The organism is Deltaproteobacteria bacterium (assembly GCA_019308995.1).
Lineage (GTDB): Bacteria > Desulfobacterota > Desulfarculia > Adiutricales > JAFDHD01 > JAFDHD01.
In genome coordinates this window covers 26,338-43,803 of sequence record JAFDHD010000014.1, presented here as the reverse complement: position 1 = coordinate 43,803, position 17,466 = coordinate 26,338, and the positions used below count along the sequence as shown (strand labels likewise).

The following is a 17,466-nucleotide window of genomic DNA, read 5'->3' as shown; positions in this document are numbered from 1 at the left end:
TCGCTGGTTTGGCCGCCGCTCTTGATAAAAAAAACCGCTCCCGCGTCTTCAGGAGAGTCTTCAATCGCCACAAACAGATTCCTTCCCTGGTCCATCCTCCCGGTATTAAAGGTCACGGTATCCCCGCCTTCGAGGTCTATTTCGCCGGTTATCTCGCCTGCAGCGGTTATTAAGAGGGCTCCGCCTTCAAAATCTATAGGGAGGTCTTCTTCCGGGACGGTAACACTACCGCTTAGAATATTTCCCGATTCGTCAAGAGTTACACTCCCATAAACCCTACCATCAGAAAACTGCCAGATTCCCTGAAGATCGGGTTGGCTAAAACCGGTGGACCCCTTGATATTGTAAAGAAAAGCCCCTTGAGCATTGGCGAGTGAAGGCAAAACAAAAAATGCCATAAGGATTACACAAACAACACCCAACCTCATTATTAATTTATGCATACCTGTTCATCTCCTTTCAAAAAGATATAAAATTACTTAATTGTTTAATGGCAATCAGGCTTATTCATCCCCTTAATGTCCATGAAGCCTCTTTCTAACTGCTTCGAGGATCTCTATTTTAAAAACCAATGTTGTATCTGTCAATAATAATCGGGTGGTTTGGTAAATTGAAATTAATTCTTGTTATGGCAATTTTTTTTGTTAAAATATCAAGATAGTCTTATAATGCAAGATTAATTCAAGGAAACAGCAAGGCCTTTCGTATCCATCTCAGACTCCAGTACCGCCAGAAAGGCCAAACCTTAACTGACGTGATCTTGACCAATGACAGGGGTATGTCTCCATAGTTTAAGCTGCCAGTGTAATGCTTTGATTAATCAACGTTTTTCTGCCTTGTTCTGTCCGGGAGGTGCCAACTATGTTTAAAAGAATCCTTTTCCCAGTGGATTTTTCTGAGGTCCAGGAAGGCATGATAGAATATGTTCTTACGACCGCAGAAAAATTCCAATCCGAAATCTTCATCCTCTATGTTGCTCGCGACCTCACCTATTTCACCGAATTGGATGTGCCGCACCCTTCCATTTACAGCTTTCATCAGGACATTCAAAAGGGCGCGGAAAAGAAGATGAAGGAATTTTGTGACAAAAATTTTATGGAAAAGAGCTATTCCAGCCATATACTCGTGGGTGACCCAGCCACAGAGGTCGTTACTTTCATTGAGGAAAATGGCATAGACCTGGTAATAATGGGCACGCATGGCCGACAGGGGTTGAACCGGATTGTCTTTGGCAGCATGGCCGAGAAGATAGCTCGCCATAGCCCGGTTCCAATTTTAATCATCAAACCCCCCAGGCAGGCTTCGCCCTGACGATATCTTTACCTTCTTGATTCGCTTTCAGGGCAGCCTGGGCAGTGGTTTCAAGGCCCCGCGTCTAATTTTTTTACATTCTCCCTTCAGGTGTAAAAAAATCATCCAAGCAGCTCATATCCATAATCCAAATTTTCCTTACATCCCAGATAGTTAAATGCTGTTTTTTCAATATGTTAGACAGGCAAACCGACCTGCTGACTGGTTGTGGTCCACATTTTGCCTTATATTAAATAGACCCTGGGTGATCTAAATCTTGTTTCCCCTCTGGCCAAGTTTAGGATATTCTTTTATAATTACTATTCAACAGCCACCAAAGGCAGAGAATATGGGAATTTTTAGCAGAAGCGAAAAGATCGAGCTTAAAGTCACCGGGATGACCTGCGGCCATTGTGAAGCCCGTGTGAAGGAGGCCCTTCTCAATGTTGAGGGTGTTAAAAAGGCCATCGCTGATCACCAGGCTCAAAAGGCAGTTGTTAACCTAGAAAAAGACAAGGTTAATCGCGAGGATCTGGTGGCCGCGGTCAAGGCAGCCGGATATGAGGCCAGTTGATTGCCTCGGTTTGCTGCCAAGACCCTCTTTCTGCCGGTAATTGGCCTTCTGGCCGCCGCGATGGTGCTTTTAGCGGTCCTGGCCGTTACGACCTATCTCAATCTGGATCGGGCGGGAAAGCAAGCCGAGCGCATCCTGGCCGCTCAAGGCACAGCCGTTGTCTCCGGTCTGGCCGCCGGTCTCAGGACCGGGTGGCGCTTCTGGACCTGGCGGCCGGAATCCCTGCAGGGACTTATCCATGAGATGTCCCAGAGCAGTGATGTGGCCTTTATCACCCTCCTCAATAATCGGGGAGTCGTTCTGGCTCACTCCAACCCTGAGCTTACCGGGCGGGTTCTCGAAAATTATCATCAAATTACCAGTCCGCTCAGGACCGATCGCATCGTGAGCTGGTTTCAGGATGGGAACCTTTATCTTTCCGGACGGCGCCTCAAGCCGCTTGAGTTCAGAAGGCCGGGGATGACGCACAGGCCGGGGATGAGGGAGCATAAACCGGGCATCATGAGGAATCGGCCTGAAGGGCTGTTTGAGTTTTTGGAGCCTCGGGTTATTCTGATTGGCCTAAAAACCGACGCCTATATCTCGAGCCGGCAAGATCAGTTTCACCGCGCCTTGATCATGGGCGGACTGCTTTTTTTAGTTGGCTTCGGGGCTATTTATTTAATTTTTATTCTTCAGAACTATCGCACCATTGACCGGACACTGTCCAATCTGAGCACCTATACGGCCGGTATCGTGGATAACATGCCCAACGGTCTGATAACTTTTAACCCCCACGAAGAACTGGTCATGATCAATCGAGCTGCCCGCGAAATTTTTGCCTGGGGAGATGCAGATGAAAAGCGCTTGGCCGATCAGCCGGTGATTAAGGCCCTGGCCGAGGAGTTTCTGCCTCGCCTGGCCCAGGGCAGGTCAGTGCTCGACCAGGAGTTTGAAGTCTCCACTAAAGACGGCCGGTCCATACCTCTGGCTGTCAGTGTCGCGGCGGTGCCTTCGGGAGCTGAGGGTCGGCAAGGCTCGGGCGCTGTCTTCATTCTGCGTGATCTCAGCCAGATCAAAGACCTGGAGGAGCAGGTGCGTCAGAGCGAGAAACTGGCCGCGATGGGCCGTCTGGCCGCAGGCATGGCTCATGAGGTCCGGAATCCTTTGAGTTCCATGCGCGGGCTGGCTCGGTTTCTGGCCCGGGACCTGGACGAAACCAGCCGGGAGGCTGAATACCTCAAGGTGATGGTCTTTGAGATTGACCGGCTTAACCGGGTCATGAACAGTCTGCTCGATTTCGCGCGGCCTCGCGAACCTGACCTCAAGCCCACAGACCTCAACGAAGTGGTGAAATACACCCTGGGCCTGGTAAGCGACGATGCGAGACATCAAGGGGTGAGTATAGTAGAGAACCTGACTCAGGATCCTTTAATCGCTAATGCCGACCGGGATCAGGTTATTCAGGCCGTTCTCAATATACTGCTCAACGGGATCGAGGCCATGCCTCACGGCGGCCTGCTCAAGGTCACCAGCTATTTTGAAACAGGCTTTGCGCTAGTCAAGATTGAAGATACCGGGCCTGGCATTGACCTCGACGACCGCTCCCGGCTTTTTGATCCCTTTTACACTACCAAGGACCAGGGAACAGGGCTGGGCCTGGCTCAGGTGGCCCGAATCATGGAAATTCATGGCGGGCGGGTGGTCGTGGGCGGCCAGGCCGGTCATGGGGCCGTTTTTTCACTGCACTTTCCCCGGCCTTAAAAAAGAGAAGCATGGAGAAAGCATGAATCAAAAGCGTATCATGGTGGTGGATGACGAGCCAGCTCATCGGCTCATGCTCAAAGCCCACTTGGAGGAGGCTGGTTTTGCAATCCTTGAAGCAGGCACGGGCGAGGAGGCCCTGGATTTGGTTGCCTCCGAAGCCCTGGACCTGATCCTTCTTGATCTCCGAATGCCGGGCATGGATGGGCTAGAGGTGCTCGAAAACCTGTCCGATTCCGGTCTCCCCGCTCCGGTGATCATTATGACGGCCTACGGGTCCATTAATTCTGCGGTTAAGGCGCTCAAGATGGGGGCTGAGGACTACCTGACCAAGCCTCTGGACACGGATGAACTTTTGCTCAAAATCGAGAAGGTCCTCAAGCTTAAGGACCTGGATGAGATTCGGACGCGCCAGGAGGAAGATCTGGCCCGCAAGTATGACTTTGACGATCTCAAGGGTCGCAGCCCCCCAATGCTGGCTCTGAAGGAAACGCTGGCTCTGGTGGCCCCATCTGAGATAACAGTGCTTATTTTAGGAGAAAGCGGCTCAGGCAAGGAAGTGGTGGCCCGGGCGGTGCACAGAAACAGCCCTCGCCGAAACAAATCCTTTGTTGCCATCAACTGTGCCGCGGTGCCCGAAACACTGCTGGAAAGCGAACTCTTCGGACATGAGAAAGGGGCCTTCACCGGGGCGCATCAGCGCAAGATCGGTCGGTTCGAACTGGCTCATCAGGGTGTCCTTTTACTGGACGAGGTCGGCGAATTATCTCTGACCACCCAGGCCAAACTGCTCAGAATCCTGGAAGAAAAGACCTTTGAACGGCTGGGCGGGACAAAGACCCTCAAAGTGGACGTGCGCCTCCTGACCGCCTCTAACCGGGACCTGGAAGAGGAGATCGAAAAAGGCCGGTTTCGGGAAGACCTTTATTATCGTCTTAACGTGGTGCAAATTATTGTGCCGAGCCTCAGGGAGCGAGGCCCTGGCGAAGTCGGCTTTTTAGCGGAACATTTTCTCGTTGAGTCCGCGTCTCGAAACAGGAAATCCATTAAAGGCTTCCGGCCTCGGGCCCTCAAGGCCCTTATCTCCCACACCTGGCCGGGTAATGTGCGCGAACTGATTAATGCTATCGAACGGGCCGTGGTCCTGGCCCGGGGGGATTATATCGAATTCGAGGATCTGCCTCTGGCTATTCAGTCCGGACCTGACCGGGACAAGTCCGGCCGCAGCCTGACCGCTGGCATGACCCTTAAGGAGGTCGAGGCGGAACTGATTCAGAGAACGCTCGAAGAAACCGGCGGCAACCGGACTAAATCCGCGGCCATGCTGGGTATCACGCGTCAGACCCTTCTCAACAAGATCAAGGAGTATAATCTGTAAGGCTTAATTATCTGTTATAATTAATCATCAGCGCTGGGGACCAGGACCTTAAGCGCATCGGGCTTAATATCGCAGGTAACCGGCAGAAACCCCCCGACTTCGCCATCTATCTGCATGGGAACAGGTGTGGGGGCGGAAGTCATCCGCAGACTGCTCTTGACTGGCACGGACAGGTCCGCGGCGCGGGTGAGATCCGAACTTAAGCCCCGGACGAGGAAATTGTACAGGTCTTTGGGCTGGGGTTTGCGAAAGAGATAGGCCTGGAATCCAGCGCTGGGTCTTAGTTTAAAGAAAACGGCATATACCTGCACCGCACTGAGGATAACCTGGGCGTACCGGCCCTCAAGCAGCCGGTTATCCACTTCGACTTCAATCTCTGGCCAGTCGTAATGCCAGAAGGAGTTCCAAAACGCCTTAAGGTAATCCCCCATCCAGACACCGCCAACTCGAGCTTCACTGACCCGGGTTATTATGTCCGCGTCAAAGCCGGCGCCCAAGGTATAAACCACCGGCCGCTCCCGAACCCAGGCCAGGTCTAAAGTTCTGACGCACCCGCGCGCCACTACATCCACGGCAGCGTCCACATCCAGAGGCAGACCAAGTGACCGTGCCAGGCAGTTCCCAAAACCTAACGGAATCAGGCCCAGAGGCCAGTCCCCACCCGCAGACAGAATCGCCTTGGCCGCCAGGTTGGCCGTACCGTCTCCGCCCACAGCCACAACAGCCGACATCTCCCGGGCCTGTGTTTCAACGGCCTTGAGGGCCATGTCCGGATCGGAAAGAAGGACCATCTTAGCTTTCACCCCACAACGCTGGAAGGCGCGCTCCACATCACCCATGTTCATGTGTAACTGTCCGCGACCGGCAACTGGGTTGACCAGGACAAGCACGTTCTCAATGGGCTGCATGGTCATAGCGCACTCCTTCAACGATCCTAGCTCCTAAGTAAGGCCTCCCCGGAAGAAATTTTTTTAAAATCCTTTTCCACAATCTGATTGCCTGCGGAGCAGGCTTTTAATGACATCGGTCTAGATGTCTTCCGGGTTTATTTTCCTTTCAAGAGATTATTGGCAATGACCACACGCATGATCTCATTGGTGCCTTCATAAATCTGGCAGATTTTCGCGTCTCGCATATGCCGCTCCATGGGATATTCCTTGATATATCCATAACCGCCCAGAATCTGAACGCCCTCAATCGCGGAACGCATGGCCACGTCCGCGGCAAAACACTTGGCCATGGCCGCCTCCTTCTCAAAGGGAAGATTATTATCTTCATTATAAGCGGCTCTCAGGGTCAAGAGTTCGGCTGCGTCCAGCTCCATGGCCATATCGGCCAGCTTGAACTGGATGGCCTGAAGCTTGGAGATGGGTCTGCCGAACTGTTCCCGCTCCCTGGCATAATCCACAGCCTCCTCCAGAACGGCCCGTCCGATGCCCACGGCCTGGGCGGCGATACCGATGCGGCCGCTGTCCAGAGTGGTCAGCATTTGCTTGAAGCCTTCGCCCTCATTGCCCAGCAGGGCGTCGCCTGGCAAGCGGGCGTCCTCAAAGACCAGTTCGGCCGTGCCGCTGGCCAGGATGCCCAGTTTCTCTTCGATCACGCCCACGGAAAAGCCCGGGGTTTCCTTCAAATTAACCACAAAGGTGGAGATGCCTTTATAGCCCATATCCTTTTGCGTTTTCGCCGCCAGGACGCAGTAGTCAGCCACATTGCCATTGGTGATGAACTTTTTTTCACCGTTGAGAATCCAGTCGTCGCCATCCCGCACGGCGGTGCTTCTGACGGCGGCCGCATCCGAACCAGCCCCGGCTTCGGTCAGGCCGTAGCAGCCCAAATGTTCACCCGAAGCCACCGGCGTGAGGTATTTCTTTTTCTGCTCTTCAGTGCCAAAGGCCATGACCGGGTAGCAATAAAGCGAGCTGTTAGCGGCCATGATAACTCCAACCGAGGCGCATGCCTTGCAAATCTCTATCATAGCCAGGGCGTAAGAAAGGTTATCCATGCCGCCGCCCCCGTATTCTTCAGGCACAGCAATCCCCATGAGTCTAAGCTCGGCCATCTCCTCGATAATCTCGGCCGGATGCCTGTGAGTCCGATCCAGTTCGGCAGCTAAAGGTTTAATTCTCTCCGTGGCAAACCGCCGGGCCATGTCCCTGACCATCTGGTGTTCTTCTGAAAGCTGAAAGTCCATGTCTAACTCCTTCGGTTCGACCCGGGGCATTGAGCACACCCCTGGTCCTTAATCTTGTTGTATTAACTTTCGTATGTTCCCGTGAATTCTGGCTGACGCTTTTCGAGAAAGGCGGTTAATCCTTCTTTGGCGTCAGAACTGCTAAAAACCGCGGCAAAGGTCTCCACCTCCAGAGCGCAGGCGGCACGAAGGTCAATTTGAGTGCCGCGGTCAACAAGCTGTTTGACCGCGCGGACCGAAGACCGGCCGTGGGAGGCGATCAGTCTGGCCGTTTTCATGGTCTCTTCCATTAATTTATCCGGAGGAAAAATCTTATTGGCCAGCCCCACGGCCAGGGCGGTCTGCCCTCTAAGGAATTCACCGGTGAGGCAAAGTTCTTTTGCCAGGCCTTTGCCAACCAGGCGGGGAAGACGCTGCGTGCCGCCGAAACCAGGAATGATACCCAGCTTGATTTCAGGCTGGCCGAAACGGGCCTTTTCCGAGGCATAGACGAAGTCACAGGCCATGGCGATCTCATTGCCTCCGCCCAGGCAAAAACCATTGACCGCAGCAATGACCGGTTGGAGGAGACTCTCGATCTTAAAAAGGATCTCGTGGCCCCTGGCGAGGTAATTACGAATCTGCAGCGGGGTGAACTCACTCATGGCCTTGATATCCGCCCCGGAGACAAAGGCCTTGCCAGCCCCGGTCAGGACAACCACGGCGATACTTTCATGCGCGGCTATCTCGTCCAGTATATCCCCGAACTCCTGCATCAGTTCCGGATTCAAGGCATTAAGCGTCTCTGGCCGGTTGAACGTCACCAGAGCGATATCATCCTTAACCTCGAAAATCATATGTTGATAAGACATAAGCCCTCCTTTACATCCGTTCGACAATCATTGCAAAACCTTGGCCGCCTCCGATGCAGAGCGTAGCCAAGCCATACTTCGACTCCCTCTTCATCATTTCAAAAATCAGGGTAATCAGAATCCGGCAGCCGCTCGCGCCGATGGGATGCCCCAAAGCGATGGCCCCGCCGTTGACATTGACCTTTTCCATATCCCATCCAAAGTGGCGATTTACAGCAATGGCCTGGGAGGCAAAAGCCTCGTTGGCCTCAATAAGATCCAGATCGTCAACCGTCATACCGGCTCGGGCCAGGGCCTTTTCCGTGGCCGGGATAGGGCCGGTACCCATTATAGATGGGTCCACACCGGCAGCCGCGTATGAGACAATTCTGGCTAAAGGTTTAATACCTCGCTTGGCCGCCGTCTCCTTGGACATAACCACAACACAGGCCCCGCTGTCGTTAATACCTGAGGCGTTACCCGCGGTGACGGTCCCGCCTTTCTTGAAAGCAGGAGACAGTTTCGACAAGGCCTCAACCGAGGTGGAACGCGGGTGTTCTTCTGTGTCAAAAACACTGGGCTCCCCTTTTCTTTGCGGGACCATGACCGGTACGGTCTCATCCTTAAACTGGCCGGATTTTATAGCCGCCAGGGCCTTCTCCTGGCTGGAAAAGGCCAAGGCATCCTGGTCGGCGCGGCTGATCCCGAACTGCTCTGCGACATTCTCCGCAGTTATGCCCATATGATAGCGGTTGAAAATATCCATCAGTCCATCGTAAAGCATGCCGTCAATCATCTGGACATCACCCATACGGACTCCCCAGCGCGCCTTGTTTACATAAAACGGGGCCTGGCTCATACTCTCAATGCCTCCGGCCAGGATTATGTCCGCATCATCCGCGTTGATGGACTGAGCAGCCATGGCGACCGATTTGAGCCCTGAAGCGCAAACCTTATTGATCGTCGCAGCGATGGTGGTCACAGGGCACCCGCCTTTTAAAGCTACCTGCCGGGCGGGATTCTGGCCTTGAGCGGCCTGCAGGACATTACCCAAGACGACCTCGTCCACCTCTTCAGGCTTTACATCGGCCCTTATCAGAGCTTCTTTCATGGCTACCACTCCAAGTTCCACGGCAGTAATATCCCTCAAAGCGCCGCCAAAGCGTCCGGTTGGTGTTCGAGCTCCGCTGGCAATAACAATATCTTTCATGTATTCCTCCTATGATGGTTTGTCTACTCCAAACTTTTTGTGTAATTTAGTAAGTATCTGTTTTTAAAGGAATCGTGTTCAAGTATCCTTTTCCGTCGGAGCCACCCGTCGCTTCTTTGCCTTGCCTAATCACAGCCTGGCTGATCTTACGTCAAGCCGACTCAGCCATACCTCTTATCTTTAGGAATCCACGTCTGGAAGCAGCCTGAAGCGGCGTCATCAGAACCCTCTGCGGCCTCAAGCAATGCATATATTTCATCAAGAAAGGGTTGTCAAACATTTTCCTCTCGTTTGTAAGGCTTTCAAACTAACCCTGTAAAGGAATCGCCAGGCATAAAAATGATCAGAGTATCCTTACGCCCTGTTTAGGCAGGCAGAGTGATTATTTTTTTGGTATGATCTCAAGGCTGTATATTTTATATTTGGGTTTAAAAGGAGATTAAAGGGGTGTCGGTAATTACTTTAACCACAGACTTCGGCCTGCAGGACCATTTTGTCGGGGTTATGAAAGGAGTTATCTTCAGAATCAATCCTTCCGTGAAGCTGGTGGACCTGGTTCACGAACTCCCACCACAGGGCCTGACTCAGGCTGCCTTTATTCTCTTGAGCGCCTTTCCCTATTTCCCAGCGGGAACTATTCATCTCGGGGTGGTTGATCCAGGTGTGGGCACGAATCGAGCTGTCATCGCTATTCAGGCCGAAAACCAAACCTTTGTCGGCCCTGACAATGGCCTGTTTAGCTACGTCCTGGATGAGGCCGCTTCCTTTGAAGCCCGTTACATTGAAAACCCGGTTCTGACCCTTCCTGAGATCAGCCGAACCTTCCACGGCAGGGATTATATGGCCCCGGCCGCTGCTCACCTCTCCCTGGGGTTCGCCTTTAAAGAGGTTGGACCCCTGGCAACCGGCCCGGTTAGATTGGCGCCCCTTAAGCCTGAAATCAAACCGGATTTCATCGAGGGCCGGGTGGTTTATATTGATCGTTTTGGCAACCTCATCACCAATATTCCAGTAAAAGAATGCAATGGTTGGAATCTGGACATTTCCGCCGGATCGGTGACTCTCAAGGGATTGGCCCCCTCCTACCGCGCGGTCAAGCCGGGAGAATACATGGCCATTGCTGGCAGCAGCGGTTTTTTGGAGATTGCCAGGAGCATGGGCTCAGCAGAAAATTCTCCTGATTTAACTCTAGAAACGCCGGTTCTTATCAGACGGTCACCAAAGTAAGGAGCATTTATGAGGCGGTCACTATTGCCCCTGAAAATTCCACAATCTTGTTAGCAGATATCTTGAGTTCAATATTCATCGGAACGGACATGCAACCAGGGCTTGCCTTCTTAAAGGATTTGAGTATAATCAATTAGTTAATGATGTAAAGGGTCTGTTGGCCCTTAGTGTGAGGCTGCGAGATGAAACCGCTTTCTCAAGATGCGGCCGAACTGATACCTGCCTCGGGGCAGCAGGTGGAATTTACCGGACTCAGTTCTTCCGCCACGGCCTTTATTTTAGCCGAGATGCTTAATCGTCAGGCCGGGACTTACCTGGTTTTTCTGCCAACTCCTCTCGAGGCCGAAGATTTTGTGCGTGACATGGAATTCTTCTGGCCTGAAGGTGCGGCGGATGAAGCAATCCTCCTGTTGCCTTCCAATGACGTCAAGCCTTTTACCGGCCAATCGCCAGCGCCGGAGTTGGTTTTCGAACGGCTGTGGGCTCTTTACGCTCTGATAACCGGCCGGCGTCCGTTGGTAGTAGTGACGTCTGCCTCAGCTGCCCTTCAATTTTCCCTGCCCGGGTCGGTTCTTTCTAACTCGGTGGATTTTTTAGAAACCAACCAGGAAGTGGATCGGGAGAACCTTTTAGCCAGCCTGGTCCGCACTGGATACTACTCCAGCCCCATGGTTCAGGGGCCGGGCGACTTTTCGGTTCGGGGCGGCATCCTGGACCTATATCCTCCTGGAGTCAGGCGGCCGGTGCGAGCCGAATTTTTCGGGGACTACATCGAGTCTCTCCGAACCTTCAGAACCCTTGACCAGCGCACAGTAAAGGAGATCGAAGAACTGGTGCTCCTCCCGGCCAATGAGATTATTTTCGAGCCGGACCGGGCTGAACAGGCCCTGGCGGCTTTCAGAACGATGGCTGACGAAGCGGGCTGGCCGGGAGCCATATGCGCTCCCCTGGAAGAAAAAATATCTCAGGCTGAATACTTTCCCGGCCTGGAGTCTTTCCTGCCTCTGTTTTATGACCGGCTTTACGCGCCAAATGACTATGCCGACCCGCAGACCATCCGGCTGATCCTCGATCCGGAACGCTTTATCCAGGTCGGCGCCGAACATCTTGACCGACTCGAAGCTCATCTGGAGCGGCTGCAGCAGGAAAACCAGCCTCACCTGAAATTGGAGCGGCTGTACCAGACCCCTGAACGGTTTACAGAGTCCCTTGAGGGAAAGCCAGTCATCCGGATCAAGGAATTAAGTGTCCTGGATCGTTCTGCCTCATCCCCTTCTTTCCACTTCCGCATCGAAACGAACCAGGACCTCAGGACTCAGATGGAGCGACCTGACATATCGGGCGGGCTTCTGGCTCCCCTGGTGGCCCGGGTCAGGGCCTGGCTTGATCGAGGCCTGGAGGTTGTCCTGGTCTGCCATACCGAGGAACAAGCCCGGCGCATGGCCGGGCTGCTGGAGGGTTACAGCCTATATCCAGCCTTAGACTTCGGGAGCCGAAAAGACCTGACCAAGTCCACGGCCCAATTTCGATTGAAGGTAGGTTTTTTATCAGCCGGTTTCGTTTTGGATTCGTTCGCCCGTGCTTTTGTCTCCGAAGAGGAACTCTTTGGCCCGAAGCGCCGGGTTGTCAGGCGGGCGATCGAGGAGATTAAAGGGGTCCATCTTTCCAGTTTTCAAGACCTGTCTCTTGGAGATTTCGTGGTCCATGTAGATCATGGGGTCGGCCAGTACCAGGGCCTGGTAAAACTGGATGTGGGCGGGCTGTCCAACGATTATCTCCATCTCGTTTACCGGGACGGTGACAGGCTTTATGTGCCTGTGGACCGCTTTAGCGCCGTTCAAAAATATATTGGGGCAGATGGCAGCCCACCGCGCCTGGATAAACTGGGAAGTGAATCCTGGGAGAGAGTTAAGAGTAAAATCAAGACCTCCATCCGGGAAATGGCTGAAGACCTCATTCGCCTTTACGCCGCCCGGGAAGCCAGAAAAGGTCATGCTTTCTCACCCACGGATGGATACTACCGGGAGTTCGAAGCTGCTTTCGAGTATGAGGAGACGCCCGATCAGCTGGCGGCCATTACTGAGGTCGTATCCGATATGGAGTCGGAAAAACCCATGGATCGGCTGGTCTGCGGCGATGTGGGCTTTGGCAAGACGGAAGTGGCCATGCGCGCCGCCTTCAGGGCCGTCCTGGACGGTAAGCAGGCGGCTGTTCTTGTTCCGACCACCGTTCTGGCGGAACAGCATTACCAGACCTTTAAAGAACGGCTTCAAAAATACCCGGTCGAGATAGAAGTTTTATCCCGTTTCAAGGGACGCAGCCAGCAGCGTGAGATCCTTTCCCGGCTGGCCGCTGGCCAGGTGGATGTCATTATCGGAACCCATCGCCTCCTTCAACGTGATGTCGCTTTCAAGGACCTGGGATTGCTCGTCGTTGACGAGGAACACCGTTTTGGAGTCAAACAGAAGGAGAAACTGAAAAAGCTCAAGCTCATGGTAGACGTGCTGGCCTTGAGCGCCACCCCGATTCCCCGCACCTTACAGATGTCACTGACAAGTATCAGGGATCTTTCGACCATTGAAACGCCGCCTCAAGACCGGCAGGCCATCAAGACCTACTTTCTCAGATACGATGAGACGACTGTCTGCGAGGCCATCGCCCAGGAACTGAATCGAGGAGGGCAGGTCTTTTTTGTGCACAATCGAGTCAAGGATATCGAGGTTCTGGCCTTCCGGCTCAGGAAGCTCATGCCTCTGGTTCGTTTCGGTGTGGCTCATGGCCAACAGAAGGAAAGAGACCTGGAGAGGGTCATGCTCAAATTCCTTCGCCGGGAAATAGATGTTATGGTGACCACAACCATCATCGAATCAGGCCTGGACATCCCGACCGCCAACACCATTATCATCAATAACGCCGATCATTTCGGCATGGCCCAGATTTATCAGCTTCGCGGCCGGGTCGGCCGTTCTGACGTTCAGGCTTACGCCTATCTTCTGGTGACCAGTGAAGACAACCTGACCAGGGTGGCCCGCAAAAGGCTGAAGGCGCTGATGGACTTTTCCGAGCTCGGGGCGGGTTTCAAGATTGCCTTGCACGATCTTCAAAATCGTGGTGCGGGAAACCTCCTCGGAGTGGCTCAGTCCGGGCATATTGCTGCTGTGGGCTATGAGATGTACGTTCAACTCATGGAACAGACCATTCGGGAACTCAAGGGTGAACAACCAGTCCAAGAGGTGGACCCGGAGATGGTCCTGAATCTATCGGCCTTTATTCCTGAAATCTATGTCCCGGATACAGAACAGCGTTTGATTCACTACCGCCGATTTTCCTCGCTTAAGAATGCGGATGAGCTGACCGATCTTTGTGATGAGCTGATTGACCGTTACGGTCCACTGCCTCCCGAAGTGCGGCGCCTCGTAAAAGTGATAGAATTAAAGCAATTGCTTGTAAAAGCCGGTATTAAAAAAATGGAGATGGGCCAGGGAGGGTTGACCTTGTCTTTCATCGAAAATGGCCGGACCGACCCGGAAAAGGTCCTGGACTTGATCAACAACTATCCTGAGCAGGCCCGGCTCTACCCGGACGGTCGTCTTTATTTGGCTTTGGGTGGCCTTTCCGACCTTAAAGGCCTCAAAAAGGCAAGAAACATCTTGCAAGAGATCACTTGAAGGACTACATTCGGGAATCAAAGGCCTCTCTTTTTTACTCAACCCTTTGGGGTTCAAGGAGGGAAACTCAGGTTAGTCCGGAGGAGCACAAATGACTAGGCGCGGCCGTCTGAAAATCCTCCTGATAGCAGTTTCTTCTGTCATCTGTTTAACTGGATGCGCAACGGACGTGGGGGAGGACGTGGCGGCTCTGGTGAACGGCCGCCCTATTAAAATGGAGCACCTGAGCCATGCCCTTCATTCATCCTCCGGACTTCAGGACACTACAGAACATGAAGGCAAGGTGATCGAGAAAATCCTCGAGCAGCTTATTGAGGAAGAGCTGATCTTACAGGAGGCCGAAAAACTAAAGGTAAACATCACCCAGGCAGAATTGGCGCGCAAGGTCAGTGAGATCAAGGCCGACTACCCCGGTCAATCATTCGAGGAGATGCTCATCAAGGAGTACCTCCTCATGGATGAATGGCTGGAGAGCTTGAAGCGAAGCCTGCTCATAACAAAGATTATAGAGACTGAAGTCAAGTCCAGGGTCAATATAAACCCGCAGGAATGGCAGGCATTGTATGAGACTCACCGATCCGAACTAATACATCCCCCTTTAGTCAGGGTGGAGCATATTACCTGCCTTACCAAGGCAGAGGCTGAAAAGGCCCTCCGCAGAATTCGTTCGGGCCAGGATTTTGGGACTATAGCTCAAAATTATAAAGACAGGGATGCCGGTTCCTTAAAAGAAGTGATCGGCTGGATCAACCCGAACAACCTTCCTTCCGAATTAGGGCAGGCCATCTTAGAGACCAAGCCTGGCCTGGTCAGTGAGGTGGTGGAGAGCAGGTATGGATTCACCATCTTCAAGGTTCTCGAGGTCAAACCGGCCAGGCCCATGAGCCTTAAGGAAGTAGAAGCATATTTACACCGGCTAATAATAGCCCGTCAGGAGGCCGAGATTTTAACTGAGTGGATTAAAGAACTCAGGGCCAATGCGAAAATAAAGATTAACCCTCTTCTAACTTCATTGAAACGTTAGGCACGGGAAACGAAACATCAATAAGGAACATCAAATGCGTAAAGCATTAATAATCGGGTTGTTGGCGCTAGTCCTCACACTGAGTATTAACATCGCTTCAACTGAAGCGGAGATAGTGGATCGAATCGTGGCGGTGGTCAATGGGGACATTATCACCTTACAGGAAGTTGACCTCCGCCTGAAAGCCTTTTTGAAACAGAAACCGACCCAAGACCGGACCCAGATTAACCAGATACGCAGACAGATTCTGGAAATGCTGATCGAGCGCAAACTGCTGCAACAAGAGAACAAAAAGCTTGGTATTACTGTCAGCGATAATGAAGTGGATCGGGCCCTGGAACGGTTCAAGAAATTAAACTCAGTCACGCAGGAAGAATTCGAGGCCAATTTGGATCGGCTAAGCATGACCCTAGCCATGTTTAAAAGCGATCTTTACGGGCAGTTAAACAAGATGAAACTGATCAACCAGGAGATGCGCCCTCGAATTATCATCTCAAATGAACAGATCGAGACCTATTACCAGGCCCATTCCAAAGATTTCATTCACGAGGATAAGGTCCATATCCGCAATATCCTGCTCAAATTGCCTTTAGGCGCTTCGGAAAGCGCGGTCCAGGAAAAAATAACCCGGGCTCAAGAGATCTCTGCTAAAATCAAGGCCGGCCAGGATTTTACCGATGCGGCTCGTGAATACTCTGAAGGCAGCAACGCCGCTGCGGGTGGAGACATGGGGCTGGTTGCATGGAACGAGATGGCACCCGCAATCAAAGAAGCTCTCAAAAATTTAAAGGACGGTCAGGTTACTCATCCGATAAGGTTAGGCCAAACCATTCAAATCCTGCAGGTTGTGACAAGGTATGGTTCGGATGAGAAGGCCGTTATACAGGCCAAGAGAAGAATCCAAGAGATTTTAATCACCCTGGAGCTCGAAAAAAAGTATAATGAATGGTTGAGAGAAACGCGAACTAAATCTATCATCAAGATCAAGCTTTAACCTGAGGCAACTGATGCTGCACCCCTGGATGAGAGTTGAGACACTGGGCGACCACGTTGGCCAGGCAGTGACCTTAAACGGCTGGCTATATAACAAACGCACCAGTGGCAAGGTTCACTTCCTGCTGCTCCGCGACGGAACCGGGATCGTTCAAACGGTCATGAGCCAGGCTGATGTGCCAGCCGAGGTTTTTAATCTTTACCATGATCTGACTCAGGAATCTTCGATTGAAATAACCGGCCTGGTGAAGGCGGACAAACGGGCTCCGGGCGGATATGAAATCAATCTTACCAATCTGAAGATCATCAAGCTAGCAGAGGAATACCCTATCACTCCGAAGGAACACGGCTCGGATTTCTTGCTCAAAAGGCGGCATCTCTGGCTCCGGTCCAGGCGTCAGCAGGCCGTCATGCGTATCAGGGCGGAATTGATTCGCGTTATCCAGGAATACTTCGATCAGCAGGGCTTTATACGCCTGGACGCTCCGATTTTTAGTCCGTCCAACTGCGAAGGCGCCTCGACCCTTTTTACAGTTCCATACTTTGGCCACAGCGAAGCATACCTGACCCAGAGCGGGCAGCTGTATGCCGAGGCAGGGGCCATGGCCCTGGGCCGGGTTTACACCTTCGGCCCCACCTTTCGGGCTGAAAAGTCCAAGACCCGACGGCACCTGACCGAGTTCTGGATGGTCGAGCCAGAATTGGCCTTTGCCGATCTTGACGACATTATGGACCTGGCCGAGGACCTTATCTCTTTTCTCATGGATAGAATTCTTCAAAAACGGAGTGCGGAATTGGAGACCCTTGAACGGGATACACAGGCGCTTCAAAAAGTCACACCTCCCTTTATCCGACTGACCTACGATGAGGCGCTGGAAGAATTAAAACGCCTGGGGAGCGGACTTGAGTGGGGTCAGGACCTGGGTGGAACGGATGAGACACTTCTATCCAGCCGATTCGACCGCCCGCTTTTAATCCACCGCTACCCTGTTCAAACCAAGGCCTTTTACATGAAATCCGACCCTTCCGATCCGCGGCTGTCCCTTTGTGTTGACATGCTGGCCCCGGAGGGTTATGGCGAAATTATCGGAGGCTCACAAAGAGAAGACGACCTTGATGCCCTTGTAAACCGTATGGAGAAAGAAGGTATTCCCCGAGAGCCTTTGGAATGGTACCTGGACCTGAGGCGTTACGGTTCTGTTCCCCACTCCGGCTTTGGGCTGGGTTTGGAGCGGACCGTGGCCTGGCTTTGCGGGCTCAAGCATGTCCGTGAGGCTATTCCATTTCCGCGATTAATGGATAGATTTTATCCCTGAACAGGGAAAGGCTATGACC

The 17,466-nt window shown here is 52.6% G+C and carries 14 protein-coding genes; 9 read left to right on the top strand and 5 right to left on the bottom strand.

Going from position 1 to position 17,466, the window contains the following annotated elements; all coding sequences use genetic code 11:
- A partial coding sequence (locus tag JRI95_04620; protein MBW2060830.1) for a hypothetical protein occupies window positions 1–443 on the bottom strand: 443 nt, incomplete at its 3' end.
- A gap of 418 nt (window positions 444–861) precedes the next feature.
- On the opposite strand from JRI95_04620, the gene JRI95_04615 reads away from it, so the two are divergent.
- The 4 genes from JRI95_04615 to JRI95_04600 all read left to right on the top strand — a co-directional run bounded on the left by JRI95_04615 (window position 862) and on the right by JRI95_04600 (window position 4,985).
- Window positions 862–1,311 carry a universal stress protein gene (locus JRI95_04615; GenBank protein MBW2060829.1) on the top strand — a complete coding sequence of 150 codons (450 nt, stop codon included), beginning with the start codon at window positions 862–864 and terminating at the stop codon, window positions 1,309–1,311.
- Window positions 1,312–1,639: 328 nt separating this feature from the next.
- Window positions 1,640–1,864, top strand: a complete 225-nt coding sequence (locus tag JRI95_04610) for a cation transporter (GenBank protein ID MBW2060828.1) — start codon at window positions 1,640–1,642, stop codon at window positions 1,862–1,864.
- Window positions 1,865–3,607 carry a PAS domain S-box protein gene (locus tag JRI95_04605; GenBank protein MBW2060827.1) on the top strand — a complete coding sequence of 581 codons (1,743 nt, stop codon included), beginning with the start codon at window positions 1,865–1,867 and terminating at the stop codon, window positions 3,605–3,607.
- A 22-nt stretch (window positions 3,608–3,629) separates the two neighbouring features.
- Window positions 3,630–4,985, top strand: coding sequence for a sigma-54-dependent Fis family transcriptional regulator (locus JRI95_04600; protein ID MBW2060826.1), 1,356 nt, complete (start codon window positions 3,630–3,632; stop codon window positions 4,983–4,985).
- Between the two features lie 20 nt (window positions 4,986–5,005).
- Here the strand turns inward: JRI95_04600 and JRI95_04595 are convergent, their stop codons facing one another.
- From JRI95_04595 to JRI95_04580, 4 genes are all read right to left on the bottom strand, one after another.
- Window positions 5,006–5,914 carry a hypothetical protein gene (locus JRI95_04595; protein ID MBW2060825.1) on the bottom strand — a complete coding sequence of 303 codons (909 nt, stop codon included), beginning with the start codon at window positions 5,912–5,914 and terminating at the stop codon, window positions 5,006–5,008.
- A gap of 116 nt (window positions 5,915–6,030) precedes the next feature.
- Window positions 6,031–7,179 (bottom strand): acyl-CoA dehydrogenase, encoded by a 1,149-nt coding sequence (locus JRI95_04590; GenBank protein MBW2060824.1) that lies wholly within the window; start codon window positions 7,177–7,179, stop codon window positions 6,031–6,033.
- A gap of 62 nt (window positions 7,180–7,241) precedes the next feature.
- On the bottom strand, window positions 7,242–8,030 hold the full coding sequence (locus JRI95_04585) for an enoyl-CoA hydratase/isomerase family protein (GenBank protein MBW2060823.1): 789 nt from the start codon (window positions 8,028–8,030) through the stop codon (window positions 7,242–7,244).
- A 10-nt stretch (window positions 8,031–8,040) separates the two neighbouring features.
- The gene (locus JRI95_04580; GenBank protein MBW2060822.1) at window positions 8,041–9,219 is read right to left on the bottom strand and encodes an acetyl-CoA C-acetyltransferase; all 1,179 of its coding nucleotides are present in this window, start codon (window positions 9,217–9,219) and stop codon (window positions 8,041–8,043) included.
- Between the two features lie 447 nt (window positions 9,220–9,666).
- Between JRI95_04580 and JRI95_04575 the strand changes: the two genes are divergently transcribed.
- From JRI95_04575 to asnS, 5 genes are all read left to right on the top strand, one after another.
- Window positions 9,667–10,446 carry an SAM-dependent chlorinase/fluorinase gene (locus JRI95_04575; GenBank protein MBW2060821.1) on the top strand — a complete coding sequence of 260 codons (780 nt, stop codon included), beginning with the start codon at window positions 9,667–9,669 and terminating at the stop codon, window positions 10,444–10,446.
- A gap of 182 nt (window positions 10,447–10,628) precedes the next feature.
- Window positions 10,629–14,114, top strand: coding sequence for a transcription-repair coupling factor (gene mfd, locus JRI95_04570; GenBank protein MBW2060820.1), 3,486 nt, complete (start codon window positions 10,629–10,631; stop codon window positions 14,112–14,114).
- A gap of 91 nt (window positions 14,115–14,205) precedes the next feature.
- A complete protein-coding gene (locus tag JRI95_04565; GenBank protein MBW2060819.1) occupies window positions 14,206–15,138 on the top strand; it encodes a peptidylprolyl isomerase in 933 nt (310 codons plus the stop codon).
- A gap of 34 nt (window positions 15,139–15,172) precedes the next feature.
- Window positions 15,173–16,132: a SurA N-terminal domain-containing protein gene (locus JRI95_04560; GenBank protein MBW2060818.1), complete on the top strand. Its 960-nt coding sequence runs from the start codon at window positions 15,173–15,175 to the stop codon at window positions 16,130–16,132.
- A 13-nt stretch (window positions 16,133–16,145) separates the two neighbouring features.
- A complete protein-coding gene (gene asnS, locus JRI95_04555) occupies window positions 16,146–17,447 on the top strand; it encodes an asparagine--tRNA ligase (protein MBW2060817.1) in 1,302 nt (433 codons plus the stop codon).
- Window positions 17,448–17,466 lie beyond the last annotated feature (19 nt).